Origin of the sequence: Streptomyces sp. NPDC001848, assembly GCF_042891915.1 — a bacterium.
In the GTDB taxonomy this organism is placed as follows: Bacteria; Actinomycetota; Actinomycetes; order Streptomycetales; family Streptomycetaceae; genus Streptomyces.
Genome location: NZ_JBIATP010000012.1, coordinates 271,339 through 287,014, shown reverse-complemented (window position 1 = coordinate 287,014; position 15,676 = coordinate 271,339). Strand labels below are relative to the sequence as shown.

Genomic DNA, 15,676 nt, shown 5'->3' with positions numbered 1-15,676 from the left:
CCTCTCCTCGGTCGCTCCTCGCCCCTCGATCCTCGCCTCCGGTGCCAGGGTTCGGTACCGGGGCCCCGGTTCCTGGGACGAGGCTGTGACGCGGCGGTGACGCGGGGACGAGCACGGGGGCGGGAGACTCGAAGGGGTGTGCCGCAGGTCCCCCGCCCAGGCCGGGGACGGAAACGAGGGGGGGCGACGCCGTATGGAGGCGGACGACGACATGGGCGCCTTCCCCCGACCGACCGACCCGAGTGAGGGAACGATGTCTCGACTCAGCCGCGGACAGCAGCGGGGCCGCCACTCCGCGGGTGCCGCATCCGGAGGGGGTGCGGGGTCCGGGGTGACGGCGATCGAGGTCCGGGTGCCGGCGGGGACGCCGGACGGTGTGCCGGCCCCGGGGGCGACGGTGGGCGGGGTGCCGGTGGTCGCGGGACCCGGGGAGCCGGTCCAGCAGGCCGTTCTCGACCACCTCCACCGCCTGGCCCGCGCCACGGGCCACCCGGTTCTCGCCTCGGTGCACGACGAACGGATCGGCTATGTCGTACCGATCCGGGTCCACGTCGACGGCTCGAGCGAGTTCGCGGGGGAGCCGGTACCGAGGGGAGCGGCGCCCGCGTCCGCGGAGGACGGCGGTCCGACCGGCACCGAGCCCGCCACCCGGGTACTGCGCGTCCCATCGGAGGCGGCGGCACCCTCACCATCCGGGAGGCCCGCCTCCGCGCCGCGGTCGGGGCCCGCCGAGTCCGTGACGGGGGCCGCGCCCGCGCTGCGGTCGGGGCCCGCCGAGTCCGTGGCCGGGGCCGGGCCCGGCCCGCAGCCGATGCCCGCCGAGTCCGTGGCCGGGTCGTCCGCCCCCGCGCCCCCCGGCCGTGCCGTCGCCACATTCGCCCTGCGGGCCGTGCCCGAGCGGGTTGCCTTCATCACCGCGACGTCCGGGCCGGCCCAGGCCCTCCCGGGTGCCCCGCACCACGGCGGCACCCCCCTGCCGCCCGCACCGCCGTCCCCCGGCACGGTCTCCGCGCCGACCGGAACGTTCGGCCCACCGCCGGTCATGCCCCCCGCACCGCCCGCCACCCCTGGGTCTTCCGCAGCCCCCGAGCGCCGCACCCCTGCCTGGCCCGCCGCCGCGCCTTCGTCCCTCCCGACGCCCGAAGTCGCCGCGCCTCCCGCCACGGACGCGAACCTCGACCCCGACGCCGCCCCCGGCCGGGAGCCCGCCTCCGAGCCCAGGACCACCCCCGGCCGGGAGCCCGCCTCCGAGCCCAGGACCGCCCCCGGCCGGGAGCCCGCCTCCGAGCCCAGGACCACTCCCGGCCGGGAGCCCGCCCCCGAGCCCAGGACCACCCCCGTCGCCGCCGTCGAGGACGACGAGGTCAAGGAGCCGCCCGTGCGGGAGTTCGACTCCGTGGCCGAAGCGGTGCTCGGGGACCCGTCGGCCGGGGGTGCGGACGGGCCCGCCGCCGAGCCCATGGCCCGGATCAGCGCGGCCGTGAAAGAGGGCCGTATCGAGGAAGCCACCGGGCTGGCCGAGCAGGCCGTCGCCGAGTCGTCCGCGATCCTCGGCACCGACCACCCGGACGTCCTGTACCTGCGCGAACTCACCGCCTACGTCGCCTACCTGGCGGCGGACCCGCTGCGCTCGTTCCACCTCTCGCTGGACCTGGCCCGCATCCGTCAACGCCGGGGCGACGCGCGCGCGGCCTACGGCAACGTGCAGAGCGCGGCCGCCGCCTGGCGTGCCGTGCGTGACCCCTTGCAGGGGCTGCTCCTCGGCCGCGACCTCATCGCCGTATGGAGCGAACTCGCCGCCGCCGAGGGCCCCGCCGCCGACGATCTGGACCAGCTCCAGAAGGCCCGCAGCCGTATGGACCGCCTCGCCGAGCGCGCCCGCAAGGCATCCGGCGAACGACCCGCCGTCCAGTAGGCCGCTACGGCGTGGTGTTCACCGGATCGATGTCCGCGGCGCCGCTCACCGTCCCGGTGGCGACCCGTGCACCCGGGATCGCCCCGCCGAGCATGCGCGCGGCCCGCCGCGCGGTGCGCAACGCGTCCGCCGTCAGCAGCGACAGCGCCAGCCAGACCAGTGCGAAGCCCGCCCAGCGCTCGGGCGGCATCGCCTCGTGGAAGTAGAGGATGCCCAGCAGGAACTGGAAGACGGGCGCCAGGTACTGCAGCAGCCCCAGCGTGGACAGCGGCACCCGTATCGCCGCGGCGCCGAAGCAGACCAGCGGCAGGGCGGTGACGATCCCGGTGGCCGCGAGCAGCGTCGCGTGTCCCGCGCCGTGGGACGTGAACGTCGACTCGCCGTGTCCCGACAGCCACAGCAGGTACACCAGCGCGGGCACGAACTGCACGGCGGTCTCCGCGGCCAGCGACTCGATGCCGCCCAGGCTGATCTTCTTCTTCACCAGCCCGTAGGTCGCGAAGGAGAACGCCAGGCACAGGGAGATCCACGGCGGACGGCCGTAGCCGATCGTCAGGACGAGCACGGCGGCGAAGCCGACCGCGACCGCCGCCCACTGCACCGGCCGCAGCCGCTCCTTCAGGAGCAGCACGCCCATCGCGATGGTCACGAGCGGGTTGATGAAGTAGCCGAGCGAGGCCTCCACCACGTGGCCGCTGTTCACGGCCCAGATGTAGACGCCCCAGTTGACGGTGATGACCGCCGCGGCGACCGTGATCAGCGCGAGCCGGCGTGGCTGCCGCAGCAGTTCCCCCGCCCAGGCCCAGCGCCGCATCACCAGGAGCGCGAAGGCGACCAGGACCAGCGACCACACCATCCGGTGGGCGAGGATCTCCATCGCCCCGGCGGGCTTCAGCAGGGGCCAGAACAGCGGGACGAGACCCCACATCCCGTACGCCGCGAAGCCGTTCAGCAGGCCTGTCCGTCGCTCACCCTTCGGCTTCCCGGCCACGGGCCCCTCCTCGTGCTCGCGGCTGCCCAGGTGCAGCCTCCACGAAGGTAGCGCGAGGACCCTCGCCTGTCATGCCCGTATCGCCATACGGTCATGACAGGCGGGGGTGGGGAAGCTCAAGGGCCCGAAGGGGGAGTTCAGCCCTTGAGTGCGGCGGTGATCGCCTCGGAGAGCGGGGTCGTCGGGCGGCCGGCCAGGCGGGACAGGTCGCCGGTGGTGACCTCCAGCTCGCCCTGCTCGATGGACTCGTCCACGCCGGCGAAGACCGCGGCCAGCGGCTCGGGCAGTCCGGCGCCCTTCAGGATCCCCACGTACGCCTCGACGGAGACGGGGTTGTACACGATCTCCCTGCCGGTCTGCCTGCTCAGCTCGGCGGCGTACTCGGCGAAGCCCCAGGCCTCGTCGCCACCCAGCTCGTACGTCTTGTTCTCGTGGCCCTCGCCGGTCAGCACGGCGACCGCGGCGGCCGCGTAGTCGGCGCGGGAGGCGGAGGAGACACGGCCCTCGCCGGCGGCCTGGACGACGGCAGCGTGCTCGAGGACGGGGGCGAGGTTCTCGGTGTAGTTCTCGTGGTACCAGCCGTTGCGCAGCAGCACGTACGGCACACCCGAGGCCAGGATGGCCTCCTCGGTGGCCCGGTGGTCGTCGGCGAGGGCGGCCTTCAGGCTGCCGGGGGCGCTGGTGTAGGCGAGGAGGGCGACTCCGGCGGCCCTGGCGGCCTCCAGGACCACCTTGTGCTGCTGGACCCGGCCCTTGTCGAACTCGTTTCCGGAGATCAGCAGCACCTTGTCGCCGGCCGAGAACAGGCCGTCGAAGGTCTCCGGGGCGTTGTAGTCGGCGACGGCGATCCGCACGCCGCGGTCGGCGAGGTCGGCGGCCTTCTCCGGGGTGCGGACGACCGCGGTGATCTGCTCGGCCGGAACCTTCTCCAGCAGTTGCTCCACCACGTGACGGCCGAGGTGTCCGGTGGCTCCGGTGACGACGATGCTCATGACTTGGCTCTCCTTGTGGGGTGCTTTCCGACACTCACCCTAGGAGATGCGCTAACCATTCGAAAGTACCAACTTTGAAGTAAGGTACTGGCATGACAGTAAGTACTGTGGCCGCCGACAGGCGCGACGCCGCCGAGGCGCTGTGCCCCTACCGCCTCGTCCTGGAACACGTCACCAGCCGCTGGGGCGTCCTCGTCCTGATCGAGCTCCTCGACCGCCCCCATCGCTTCAGCGAGCTGCGCCGGGCGATCGGGCGCACCGCCCGCGTCAGCGAGAAGATGCTCACCCAGACCCTCCAGACCCTGGAACGGGACGGCCTGGTGCACCGGGACGCCAAGCCCGTGATCCCGCCGCGCGTCGACTACTCCCTCACCGACCTGGGCCGCGAGGCCGCCGAGCAGGTGCGGGCGCTGGCGCGGTGGACCCATGACCGCATGGCGGACGTGGAGAAGGCCCGCCAGGCATACGACGAGGCCCGGGCGCTGTCCGCCCGGGCCTCGTGAACAACGGCACCGCTCAGCCGACGACGGTCCAGGTGTCCCCGCCGGCGAGCAGGGTGGCCAGGTCGCCCTTGCCGTTCTGCTCGATGGCGGCGTCGAGCTGGTCGGCCATCGCCGTGTCGTAGACGGGCCGCTCGACGGACCGGAACACTCCGATGGGGGTTTGGTACAGGGTGTCCGGGTCGGCGAGCCGGGAGAGCGCGAAGGCCGTGGTGGAGGAGTCGGCGTGCGCGTCGTGGACCAGGACGTCCGCCTCGTTCTCCGGGGTGACGGTGACGACCTTCAGATCGCCGGTCTGCCGGTCCCGTACGACACCGCGCGAGCCCTCCGCCCCGAACCGGATCGGCTGCCCGTGCTCCAGCCGGATCAGGGCCTCCTCGGCGCTCTGCTTGTCCTTGAGCGCGTCGAAGGCGCCGTCGTTGAAGATGTTGCAGTTCTGGTAGATCTCGATCAGCGCCGTGCCCGGGTGGGCGGCGGCCTGGCGCAGCACCTCCGTGAGGTGCTTGCGGTCGGAGTCGATCGTGCGGGCCACGAAGGACGCCTCGGCGCCGAGGGCCAGCGAGACCGGGTTGAACGGCGCGTCGAGGGAGCCCATGGGGGTCGACTTGGTGATCTTGCCGACCTCGGAGGTGGGGGAGTACTGGCCCTTGGTCAGGCCGTAGATCCGGTTGTTGAACAGCAGGATCTTCAGGTTGACGTTGCGGCGCAGCGCGTGGATCAGGTGGTTGCCGCCGATGGACAGCGCGTCGCCGTCACCGGTGACCACCCACACGCTCAGATCGCGCCGCGAGGCCGCGAGACCGGTCGCGATCGCGGGCGCCCGGCCGTGGATGGAGTGCATTCCGTACGTGTTCATGTAGTACGGGAAGCGGGACGAGCAGCCGATCCCCGAAACGAAGACGATGTTCTCCCGCGCGAGGCCCAGTTCCGGCATGAAGCCCTGGACGGCGGCGAGGATCGCGTAGTCACCGCAGCCGGGGCACCAGCGCACTTCCTGATCGGACTTGAAGTCCTTCATGGACTGCCTCGCCACGGCCTTGGGGACGAGGGAAAGCGCCTCGATCGTGCCCGTGCCTTCCGTGGTCGTCTCAGCCATCGATGGCCTCCTTGAGCGCCGCGGCGAGCTGCTCCGCCTTGAACGGCATGCCGTTGACCTGGTTGTAGGAGTGGGCGTCGACCAGGTACTTCGCCCGGATGAGGGTGGCGAGCTGGCCGAGGTTCATCTCCGGGATCACCACCTTGTGGTAACGCTTCAGCACCGTGCCGAGATTCCGCGGGAACGGGTTGACGTGCCGCAGATGGGCCTGCGCGATCGACTCCCCGGCCGCGCGCAGCCGGCGCACGGCCGCGGTGATCGGCCCGTACGTGGAGCCCCACCCCAGCACCAGGGTGCTCGCGCCGTCCGGGTCGTCCACCTCCACATCGGGTACCGCGATCCCGTCGACCTTCGCCTGGCGGGTGCGGACCATGAAGTCGTGGTTGGCGGGGTCGTAGGAGATGTTGCCGGTGCCGTCCTGCTTCTCGATGCCGCCGATCCGGTGCTCCAGGCCGGGCGTGCCCGGGACCGCCCACGGGCGGGCCAGGGTCTGCGGGTCGCGCTTGTACGGCCAGAACACCTCGGTGCCGTCGTCCAGGGTGTGGTTCGGGCCCTGGGCGAACTGCACCCGGAGGTCGGGCAGCTCGTCCAGTTCGGGGATGCGCCACGGCTCCGAGCCGTTGGCCAGGTAGCCGTCGGAGAGCAGGAAGACCGGGGTGCGGTAGGTGAGCGCGATCCGGGCCGCCTCCAGGGCCGCGTCGAAGCAGTCCGCCGGGGTGCGCGGGGCGATCACCGGGACCGGGGCCTCGCCGTTGCGGCCGTACATCGCCTGCAGCAGGTCCGCCTGCTCGGTCTTGGTGGGCAGACCGGTGGACGGGCCGCCGCGCTGGATGTCGACGATCAGCAGCGGCAGCTCCAGGGAGACCGCGAGGCCGATCGTCTCGCTCTTGAGCGCGATGCCCGGCCCGGAGGTCGTGGTGACGGCCAGGGATCCGCCGAAGGCGGCACCGAGGGCCGCGCCGATGCCGGCGATCTCGTCCTCGGCCTGGAAGGTGCGCACACCGAAGTTCTTGTGCTTGGACAACTCGTGCAGGATGTCCGAGGCCGGGGTGATCGGGTACGAGCCCAGGAACAGCGGCAGGTCCGCCTGGCGGGAGGCCGCGATCAGGCCGTACGCCAGGGCCAGGTTCCCGGAGATGTTGCGGTAGGTGCCCACCGGGAACGCCTTGACGGCCGGGGCGACCTCGTAGGAGACCGCGAAGTCCTCCGTCGTCTCCCCGAAGTTCCACCCCGCCCGGAACGCGGCGATGTTCGCGGCGGCGATGTCCGGCTTCTTGGCGAACTTCGTCTTCAGGAACGTCTCGGTGCCCTCGGTGGGCCGGTGGTACATCCAGCTCAGCAGGCCCAGCGCGAACATGTTCTTGCTGCGCTCGGCCTCCTTGCGGGTGAGGTCGAAGTCTTTGAGGGCCTCGACGGTGAGCGTGGTCAGCGGCACCGGGTGGACGTTGTAGCCGTCCAGCGAGCCGTCCTCCAGCGGCGAGGCGTCGTAGCCGACCTTCTGCATCGCTCGCTTGGTGAACTCGTCGGTGTTGACGATGATCTCCGCGCCGCGCGGCAGGTCGCCCACATTGGCCTTCAGCGCGGCCGGGTTCATCGCCACCAGCACGTTCGGGGCGTCGCCCGGGGTGAGGATGTCGTGGTCGGCGAAGTGCAGCTGGAACGACGAGACACCCGGCAGCGTCCCGGCGGGGGCGCGGATCTCGGCGGGGAAGTTCGGCAGTGTGGACAGGTCGTTGCCGAAGGACGCCGTCTCCGAGGTGAAACGGTCACCGGTGAGCTGCATACCGTCACCGGAGTCTCCCGCGAACCGGATGATCACCCGGTCGAGCCGGCGCACGTCCTTCGTGCCCGCCGGTTTGCGCTGTTCTCCTACGACGGCTCCGTCCGCCTGTCCCGCTGGACTGCTGACCTGGCTGGTCACTGAACTGGACCTCCCTCGAGGCGGCTGTCTGGGAGCGGCCGTCCCACCGGCCTTCCCAGGATCAACCCTACGTCGGTAAGGGTCGCCTTCCCTCGGCCGTTCGCATGATGGACACCATTGTGAGACGGTCCGGCGCCCCGATTTGCCATGATGTGCCCCACCTCCCGGACTGCTCGTGAAGACGTGCCCCACTCATCCTTTGGTGCTCGGTACCGCAGCGGTGCTCGGCGACGCCGGAACCCCGGTGATGGTCCGGGACCGGCCCCCGCCGCCTGACACAGTGTCAGTCGATCAGGAGTTGAGATAGGTGAGCACGGCCAGAACACGCCGGTGATCCCCGTCACTCGGGGACAGGCCGAGCTTCAGGAAGATGTTGCTGACGTGCTTCTCGACCGCCCCGTCGCTCACGACGAGCTGCCGGGCGATCGCGGAGTTCGTCCGCCCCTCGGCCATCAGCCCTAGGACCTCCCGCTCCCGCGGGGTGAGGGCCGCCAGCACGTCCTGCTTACGGCTGCGCCCGAGCAACTGCGCGACCACCTCGGGGTCCAGCGCGGTGCCCCCTTCGGCGACGCGCACCACGGCGTCCACGAACTCGCGCACCTCGGCGACCCGGTCCTTGAGCAGATAGCCGACGCCTCGACTGGAACCGGCCAGCAGTTCGGTGGCGTACCGCTCCTCCACGTACTGCGACAGCACGAGCACGCCCAGCCCGGGGTACGCCCTGCGCAGCTGGACCGCCGCCCGGACACCCTCGTCGGTGTGGGTCGGCGGCATCCGCACGTCGGCGACGACCACGTCGGGCAACTGACCCTGGTCCGCCAGTTCGGTGATGGTCTTGATCAATGCGTCCGCGTCCCCGACACCCGCGACGACATCATGCCCACGGTCGGTCAGCAGCCGGGTCAGTCCCTCCCTGAGCAGCACAGAATCCTCGGCGATGACGACCCGCACCCTGTCCTCCACGATCCCCGGCCCCCCACAGCCTCGCTCCGGTCGCACGACAGGCTCCAGCATTCCAGGCTCGGGACCTGTGCGGGGTGGCGGCCGGCTGAATGAGGGGTGTGTCGGGCGATGACCGGGCGGGATTGGGGGCCGGGCCGGGCCGCGAGCAGGGGTTCGGGGCGGGTTGGGAGGTCAGGGGCCCGCGGCGAGCCCCGGGGCGGACCGGTGGGGCGGTGCGGGCGCAACGGGAAGGGGCGGCGAAGGGCGGACCGATCAGCTCGTCGCGGCTCGGCTCGGCGCGGCCCGCGACGGGTGCCCCTACGCCCGCCAGGGCAACTCCGCGATGATCCGCGTAGGCCCCCCGACCGGCGAATCCACCACCAGTACACCGTCCACCGCATCGAGCCGCCCCGCCAGCCCCGCAAGCCCCGACCCGCCGGAGGCGTCCGCACCGCCCACCCCGTCATCGGTCACCTGCAGCAGCAGCCGGTCCGCCGCCCGCCACACATCCACCGCCGCCCGTGACGCCCGCGCGTGCTTGCTGACGTTCTGCAGCAGCTCCGACACCGTGAAGTAGGCGATCCCCTCGATCGCCGGCGCCGGCCGCGACGGCAGGTCCACGTCCACCACCACCGGCACGGCGCACCGCGAGGCCACCGCCGACAGCGCCGCGTCCAGCCCCCGGTCCGTCAGCACCGCCGGATGGATGCCCCGGGCCAGGTCGCGCAGCTCCTGCAGCGCCGTCTTCACCTCACCGTGCGCGTCCTCCACCATCCGCGCAGCCGCCTGCGGATCCTCCGCCAGCTTCTCCTTCGCCAGCCCCAGATCCATGGCCAGCGCCACCAGCCGGGCCTGCGCCCCGTCGTGGAGATCACGCTCGATGCGCCGCAGATCCGCCGCCGCCGTGTCCACCACCGCCCCGCGGTCCGACTCCAGCTCCACCACCCGGGTCGCCAGCCGCGACGGCCCGAGCAGCCCGTGCACCAGCAGCCGGTCCACGGTCGTCAGCCCCCGGACGATCCACGGGGTGGCCAGCGTGATCAGCAGCCCCACCAGCGCGGTCACCGTGATCTCGAACGGGTTGTCGAGGTACACGTGGTGCGTCTCGTCGGCGTACACCTGGATCCCGCCCTGACCGGCGTACGTCGGGAACACCCAGAACCACAGTGGATACGTCACCATCGACCACCCGCACGTCCAGAAGGTGACCCCGACCGAGAACGAGAAGACCGCCCAGGGGAACTGCAGCACCGTGTACAGCATGTGCCGCCACGACGTCCCGCTCCTGAGCACCGCCCCCACCCACGCCATCGGCCCGCGCCCGTTCATCCGCAGCGGCTCCGGAGCGGCCACCTCCAGCCCCAGCAGCCCCCGCGCCCGGGCCCGTTCCAGCGCCCCGAACCCACGGCACCCGGCGAGCGCCGCCGCGAGCACCGGGATGCCCAGGAACGTCACCAGGAGGCCCGCCCCGATCGAGAACATCGTGACGCTGTAGACGAACATCGCGATCCCGATCGGCAGGCTCAGCAGCAGGTAGCAGAACTCGCGCCGGCTGCGCGCCTCGATCGGCGCCCGCAGCGCCACCGGAATCCGGTGCGGCCGGCTCCCGGTGCGCCGGAAGCCGGACTCTCCGTACCCCTGCCCGTACTGCGTGGCCATCGGCTCGTCCGTTCTCCTGGTCGTGTCTGCTGGTCGTCCACCCCGGTTCGGGTCTCCACCCTGCCGGGTCCGCAGCCGCCCGGCCATGGAGCGCGTCGGCGTCTTCAACCGGGGGTTTTCCCCACCCCGGACGCGCCCCCCGCACGTCCGTGCCTCCGCACGTCCGTGCCTCCGCACCTCCGTGCCCCCGCTACCCGCGCCGCCGTCCCTCGTCCCCGCGGTCCCGCCACGGCAGCTCCGCCGTGACCGTCGTGGGCCCGCCCACCGGCGAGTCGACGACGAACAGGCCGTCCACCGCGTCCAGCCGCTCCGCGAGCCCCGCCATCCCCGTGCCGCCCTCCAGACGCGCGCCCCCGCGGCCGTCGTCCCACACCTGGATGAGCAGCCGTTCCTTCGCCCGCCACACCTCCACCGAGGCGGACCTGGCCCGGCTGTGCTTGCTGATGTTCTGCAACAGCTCGGAGACCGTGAAGTAGGCGATGCCCTCGATCGCCGCGGCCGGTCTCGCATCGAGGTCCACGGTCACCTTCACCGGCACCGTGCAGCGCGTGGCGACCGCCGACAGCGCGGCGTCCAGGCCGCGGTCGGTGAGGACCGCCGGATGGATGCCGCGGGCGAGGTCCCGCAGCTCCTGCAGCGCCAGCTTCACCTCGCCGTGCGCCTCCTCGACCATCGCCGCCGCCGAGTCCGGATCCTCGAGCAGCTTCTCCTTGGCGAGGCCGAGTCCCATCGCCAGGTTGACCAGGCGCGCCTGCGCCCCGTCGTGCAGATCACGTTCGATGCGCCGCAGATCGGCCGCCGCCGTGTCCACGACCACGCCACGGTCGGACTCCAGTTCGGCGATACGCCGCTCCAACTCGTCGGAGGGCGACAGCAGGCCGCGCACCATCGCCCGGTCCACATTGCTGAGCCCGCGCGCGAGGAAGGGCAGGACCGGCCACAGCACGAACAGCGACACGAACGTCACCGTGAAGCTCAGGACGCCCCAGGGCAGCCGGACGAAGCCGTACAGCAGCGTCCGCCAGCCCACCGGGTCCTTCAACGTCATCGACAGCCACCGCAGCGCCCCGCCGCTCCTGCGCATCGGCAGCGGAGTCGGCTCCTCCACCCGCATCCCGAGCAGCGCCCTGGCCCGCGCCCGCTCCAGCTTGCCCAGCTGCCGCGCGCCCAGCAGACCGGCGGCGAGCAACGGGACCCCGGTCACGGTCACCGTCAGCGCCCCGCCCGTGCACAGCACCGTGACCACGTACGTGAACCCGATCAGCGACATCGGAAGATTCGCCAGAAGATGCGCGATCTCCCGCCAGGTGTGCCCGTCCAGGGCCGTGCGCACGGGTGGCGGCTGCTCGCCGTCCAAGACGCCCGTGCTCCTCTTGCGTTCGGTCATAGCCCCCGACCTCGTTCGGTCATGCCCCCGGCCCCCGTCCGGTCATGTGCCCCGGCTCCTACGGTGATGTCCGCCAGCCTGCCGTGTGCCGCGCCGCCGCACCATGAGGCCGACCGCCGTGGCTTCCTCGGGGTGCCCCCACCCTCCGCCGATCGGGTCGGTGGGAGCGGTGATCCAGGCCGTGCCAGGGGTACGTGAGACGAGCCGGGGGCGTGCACGGCCTGTACCAGGGCATCTCGAGGTGCGACGGACTGCTTACGCTCTCTTTAGCAGGGCCTAGACTCCCGTGCGTACAGATCGTCGAATCACAGATTCACCGGGTTCACCAGGATCACGAGGTCAGGGAGCGAGGGGCTGACGTGCCGCATCCGACCGCCGTCGCTGTCGTGGCGGCGGACTACTTCCGGTCCTACTCCGTCGTCGGGCTGCTCGCCGTCGTCGGCGTGCTCTTCGTCGCCGTCGCCTTCGGCGCGGGCCGCCTGCTGCGCCCTGTCGTGCCCACGCCCGAGAAGCTCCTGACGTACGAGTGCGGCGTCGATCCCGTCGGCGAGGGCTGGGCCCACACGCAGGTCCGCTACTACGTCTACGCGTTCCTGTACGTGATCTTCGCGGTCGACTCGATCTTCCTCTTCCCGTGGGCCACGGTCTTCGCCGACCCGCGGTACGGAGCGACCACCCTCGTGGAGATGTTCGTCTTCCTCGGCTTCCTGGCCGTGGGACTGCTCTACGCGTACAAGAAGGGGGTCCTGACATGGACGTGAACCCCTCGACCACCGAGGCCACGGGCCCTGTGCTGCTTCCGGAGCCCAAGAGGCTGGGCGCGCTGGCCCGGCTCGCCCCCGAGCCGATGAAGGTGATCCTGAACTGGGGACGCCGCTATTCGCTGTGGGTCTTCAACTTCGGCCTCGCCTGCTGCGCGATCGAGTTCATCGCCGCGTCGATGGCTCGCCACGACTTCATCCGCCTCGGTGTCATCCCGTTCGCGCCGGGCCCGCGCCAGGCCGACCTGATGGTGGTGTCCGGCACGGTCACGGACAAGATGGCTCCGGCCGTCAAACGCCTGTACGAGCAGATGCCCGAGCCGAAGTACGTCATCTCGTTCGGCGCGTGCTCGAACTGCGGCGGCCCGTACTGGGACTCGTACTCCGTCACGAAGGGTGTCGACCAGATCATCCCGGTGGACGTGTACGTCCCCGGCTGCCCGCCGCGTCCCGAGGCACTGCTCCAGGGCATCCTCAAGCTCCAGGAGAAGATCGCGCGCGAGTCGCTGGGGGAGCGGTACGGCTCCTCGCGGCCGTCCACCGCGGCCCTGCAGAGCGGCCTGGTCCGGCCGCCGTCGCCCCCCTCGGGGCCGGCGCCCGGTCCGGAGGTGGGCTCATGACTGCCGTCGGCTGGCTGCCCGCGTCCGCCGAGGACCTCTTCGGCCCCGAGGCCACGGCCGAGGAGTCGTACGAGGTCCTGACCGTCGACGTGCCCCCGACGGGCTGGACCGAGGCGCTCCGGGTCGCGCGCGACGAGCTGGGCTGCACGTACTTCGACTGGCTGAGCGCGGTCGACGAACCGGGCACGGGCCTGCGCGTCTCGGCCCATGTGGTGGCCCTGTCCCCGGTCCGCCGGCTCCTCGTCCGTACGACCGTCCCGCACGGGGCACCCGTCCTGCCCTCCGCCGTGGATGTCTACGCGGGCGCCGCCTGGCACGAACGCGAGACCCACGAGATGTTCGGCATCACCTTCGAGGGCCACCCGGCGCTGGACCACCTGCTCCTGCCCGACGGCTTCGAGGGTCACCCGCTGCGCAAGGACTTCGTGCTGGCGGCCCGGGTCGCCAAGGCGTGGCCCGGTGCCAAGGAGCCGGGCGAGTCCGACCACGGCGGACCCAAGCGGCGCCAGATGCTGCCACCGGGCGTCCCCGACCCGAACGAGTGGGGCCCCCTCAAGGGCCAGCTCCCCCCGGCCCCCACCCGCCCGGCCCGGGCCGCAGGCCGCGCGGCGGGCGAACGCCCCGTACGCCGCACCCGCACGGCAGCCGAGGGCTCCGCGAGCCAGGCCGCCCCCGCCCCGGGCGAACCCACGGAGACGGCGGCGCCCCCGCGACGTGCTCGGAGCGCGTCGGAGGGTTCGGCCTCGCAGCGTGGGGTGGGGGAGACGGCACCGGCGGCTCCGGCCGGTCCGCGGCGTGCCCGGAGCGTTTCCGAGGGTTCCGCCTCGCAGCGTGCGGCTGAGGACACGGCGCCGACGACTCCCGCCGGCCCACGCCGTGCCCGCAGCGCGTCGGAGGGCTCCGCCTCGCAGCGCGCCGAGGGCGGTGCCGAGTCGGCGGCTTCTCCCGTCGGGCCGCGCCGTGCGCGCAGTGCGTCCGAGGGTTCGGCTTCTCAGCGTGCCGGGGCCCCGGCAGCCGAGGGCACGCCCCGTGGGCCCGCTGTAGCCCCCCGCGGCTCGGACGCCCCCTGGCACCACGCCCGCCCGGCCTTCGACGAGCCCGAGCCGGAGCCCGCCGCCCCTGAGAGTCCGGCGGAGCCAACGGCCGAACCCGCGCGCCCCGCGACCGAAGCCTCGGAACCCCGGCCCGAGACCGCGCACCCCGCGCCGCAAGCCGCGGAAGCCGGTCCCGCTCCCGCGGCGGAGCCCGACACGCCCGGCGGGGAAGCCCACCGTGGGGAAGCCCGCCCCGGCGACGCCGAGCCCGACCACGCACAGCACACCCCGAAGTCCCCGAACCCCGACGACCCCCCAGGAGGCACGCAGTGAACGGCGCTCTCGACGTCGCCCTGCGACTCCTCGTCGTGTTCGTCGTCTTCCTCACCTTCCCGCTGATCGTCGGCCAGACCGAACACAAGGTCATGGCCCATATGCAGGGCCGCCTCGGCCCCATGTACGCGGGCGGCTTCCACGGCTGGGCCCAGCTCGTCGCCGACGGCGTGAAGTTCGCGCAGAAGGAGGACGTCGTCCCGGCGGGCGCCGACCGCCGTATCTTCCAGGCGGCCCCCGCCGTCGCCCTGCTGCCCTACCTCCTCGTGCTGCTCGCCATCCCCATCGGCCCGAGCGAGAGCGCCGTCGGCGAGGTCATCGACGCGGGCATCTTCTTCGTCCTCGCCGTCATGGGCGTCGGCGTCCTCGGCTCCCTCATGGCCGGCTGGGCCTCGGCCAACAAGTTCTCCCTGCTCGGCGGCCTCCGCACCGCCGCCCAGCTCCTCGCCTACGAACTCCCCATGCTGCTCGCCGCCGCCTCGGTCGCCATGGCGGCGGGTACCGTCTCGCTCCCCGGCATCCTCGACGCCTTCCAGTGGTGGTGGCTGCCCTGGCAGATCGTCGGCGCGATCGTCTTCTTCGTCGCCGGCCTCGCCGAGCTGCAACGCCCGCCCTTCGACATGCCCGTGGCCGACTCGGAGATCATCTTCGGTGCGTACACCGAGTACACCGGTCTCCGTTTCGCCCTGTTCCTGCTCGCCGAGTACGCCGGGATCATCGTCCTGTGCGGCCTGACCACCGTCCTCTTCCTGGGCGGCTGGCACGGCCCCTGGGGCGACTCCGGTCTCGGCTGGCTCTGGACGCTGCTGAAGACCGCGATCCTCGCCTTCGTCGTCATCTGGCTGCGCGTCACCTACCCCCGGCTGCGCGAGGACCAGCTCCAGAAGCTCTCCTGGACCCTCCTCATCCCCCTCTCCCTCGCCCAGATCGCCCTCACCGGCATCGTCAAGGTGGTGATCTCCTAAATGGCCCCCGTTCCTGGCTCCGGCCTCGCCAAGGGCCTGGCCGTCACCCTGCGCACGATGACGAAGAAGTCCGTCACCGAGCAGTACCCCGACGCCCAGCCCGCGCTGCCGCCCCGCAGCCGCGGTGTCATCGGCCTGTTCGAGGAGAACTGCACGGTCTGCATGCTGTGCGCCCGCGAGTGCCCGGACTGGTGCATCTACATCGACTCCCACAAGGAGACGGTCCCGCCCGCCACCCCCGGCGGCCGTGAACGCAGCCGCAACGTCCTGGACCGCTTCGCCATCGACTTCTCCCTCTGCATGTACTGCGGCATCTGCATCGAGGTCTGCCCCTTCGACGCCCTGTTCTGGTCCCCGGAGTTCGAGTACGCCGAGACCGACATCCGTGACCTCACCCACGAGCGCGACAAGCTCCGCGAGTGGATGTGGACCGTGCCGGCCCCGCCCGCCCTCGACCCCGGCGCCGAGGAACCCAAGGAGATCGCCGCCGCCCGCAAGACCGCCGAGAAACTGGCCGCCGCCCAGGCCGAGCCCAGCGAAGCCACCGGGCCCAGCGATGC

At 72.1% G+C, this 15,676-nt stretch carries 14 protein-coding genes; 7 read left to right on the top strand and 7 right to left on the bottom strand.

Annotated elements, in window-relative coordinates; genetic code table 11:
* Window positions 1-253: 253 nt before the first annotated feature.
* Window positions 254-1,915 (top strand): hypothetical protein, encoded by a 1,662-nt coding sequence (locus ACFYZJ_RS25715; RefSeq protein WP_388571644.1) that lies wholly within the window; start codon window positions 254-256, stop codon window positions 1,913-1,915.
* A 4-nt stretch (window positions 1,916-1,919) separates the two neighbouring features.
* On the opposite strand, the gene rarD is transcribed toward ACFYZJ_RS25715, so the two are convergent.
* Window positions 1,920-2,906, bottom strand: coding sequence for an EamA family transporter RarD (gene rarD, locus ACFYZJ_RS25710; protein WP_388571642.1), 987 nt, complete (start codon window positions 2,904-2,906; stop codon window positions 1,920-1,922).
* Window positions 2,907-3,043: 137 nt separating this feature from the next.
* A complete protein-coding gene (locus ACFYZJ_RS25705; protein WP_388571641.1) occupies window positions 3,044-3,898 on the bottom strand; it encodes an SDR family oxidoreductase in 855 nt (284 codons plus the stop codon).
* A 92-nt stretch (window positions 3,899-3,990) separates the two neighbouring features.
* Between ACFYZJ_RS25705 and ACFYZJ_RS25700 the strand changes: the two genes are divergently transcribed.
* Window positions 3,991-4,401 (top strand): winged helix-turn-helix transcriptional regulator, encoded by a 411-nt coding sequence (locus ACFYZJ_RS25700; protein ID WP_388571639.1) that lies wholly within the window; start codon window positions 3,991-3,993, stop codon window positions 4,399-4,401.
* Window positions 4,402-4,414: 13 nt separating this feature from the next.
* On the opposite strand, the gene ACFYZJ_RS25695 is transcribed toward ACFYZJ_RS25700, so the two are convergent.
* From ACFYZJ_RS25695 to ACFYZJ_RS25675, 5 genes are all read right to left on the bottom strand, one after another.
* Window positions 4,415-5,494 carry a 2-oxoacid:ferredoxin oxidoreductase subunit beta gene (locus tag ACFYZJ_RS25695; RefSeq protein WP_388571637.1) on the bottom strand — a complete coding sequence of 360 codons (1,080 nt, stop codon included), beginning with the start codon at window positions 5,492-5,494 and terminating at the stop codon, window positions 4,415-4,417.
* Window positions 5,487-7,415 carry a 2-oxoacid:acceptor oxidoreductase subunit alpha gene (locus tag ACFYZJ_RS25690; protein WP_388571635.1) on the bottom strand — a complete coding sequence of 643 codons (1,929 nt, stop codon included), beginning with the start codon at window positions 7,413-7,415 and terminating at the stop codon, window positions 5,487-5,489. Before ACFYZJ_RS25690 ends, ACFYZJ_RS25695 begins: the two co-directional genes overlap by 8 nt.
* Before the next feature lie 291 nt (window positions 7,416-7,706).
* Window positions 7,707-8,366 carry a LuxR C-terminal-related transcriptional regulator gene (locus ACFYZJ_RS25685; protein WP_388571679.1) on the bottom strand — a complete coding sequence of 220 codons (660 nt, stop codon included), beginning with the start codon at window positions 8,364-8,366 and terminating at the stop codon, window positions 7,707-7,709.
* A gap of 309 nt (window positions 8,367-8,675) precedes the next feature.
* A complete protein-coding gene (locus ACFYZJ_RS25680) occupies window positions 8,676-10,016 on the bottom strand; it encodes a sensor histidine kinase (protein WP_388571634.1) in 1,341 nt (446 codons plus the stop codon).
* A gap of 190 nt (window positions 10,017-10,206) precedes the next feature.
* Window positions 10,207-11,403 carry a sensor histidine kinase gene (locus ACFYZJ_RS25675; protein ID WP_388571632.1) on the bottom strand — a complete coding sequence of 399 codons (1,197 nt, stop codon included), beginning with the start codon at window positions 11,401-11,403 and terminating at the stop codon, window positions 10,207-10,209.
* A gap of 359 nt (window positions 11,404-11,762) precedes the next feature.
* Between ACFYZJ_RS25675 and ACFYZJ_RS25670 the strand changes: the two genes are divergently transcribed.
* From ACFYZJ_RS25670 to ACFYZJ_RS25650, 5 genes are all read left to right on the top strand, one after another.
* On the top strand, window positions 11,763-12,164 hold the full coding sequence (locus ACFYZJ_RS25670) for an NADH-quinone oxidoreductase subunit A (RefSeq protein ID WP_388571630.1): 402 nt from the start codon (window positions 11,763-11,765) through the stop codon (window positions 12,162-12,164).
* Window positions 12,155-12,784, top strand: a complete 630-nt coding sequence (locus tag ACFYZJ_RS25665; protein WP_388571628.1) for an NADH-quinone oxidoreductase subunit B — start codon at window positions 12,155-12,157, stop codon at window positions 12,782-12,784. The genes ACFYZJ_RS25670 and ACFYZJ_RS25665 overlap by 10 nt, the downstream gene beginning before the upstream one ends.
* The gene (locus ACFYZJ_RS25660) at window positions 12,781-14,151 is read left to right on the top strand and encodes an NADH-quinone oxidoreductase subunit C (RefSeq protein ID WP_388571627.1); all 1,371 of its coding nucleotides are present in this window, start codon (window positions 12,781-12,783) and stop codon (window positions 14,149-14,151) included. The genes ACFYZJ_RS25665 and ACFYZJ_RS25660 overlap by 4 nt, the downstream gene beginning before the upstream one ends.
* Complete coding sequence (locus tag ACFYZJ_RS25655; protein ID WP_388571625.1) at window positions 14,148-15,116, top strand: NADH-quinone oxidoreductase subunit H; 969 nt, start codon at window positions 14,148-14,150, stop codon at window positions 15,114-15,116. Before ACFYZJ_RS25660 ends, ACFYZJ_RS25655 begins: the two co-directional genes overlap by 4 nt.
* On the top strand, window positions 15,117-15,676 hold a 560-nt coding region (locus ACFYZJ_RS25650), incomplete at its 3' end, for a NuoI/complex I 23 kDa subunit family protein (protein ID WP_388571624.1).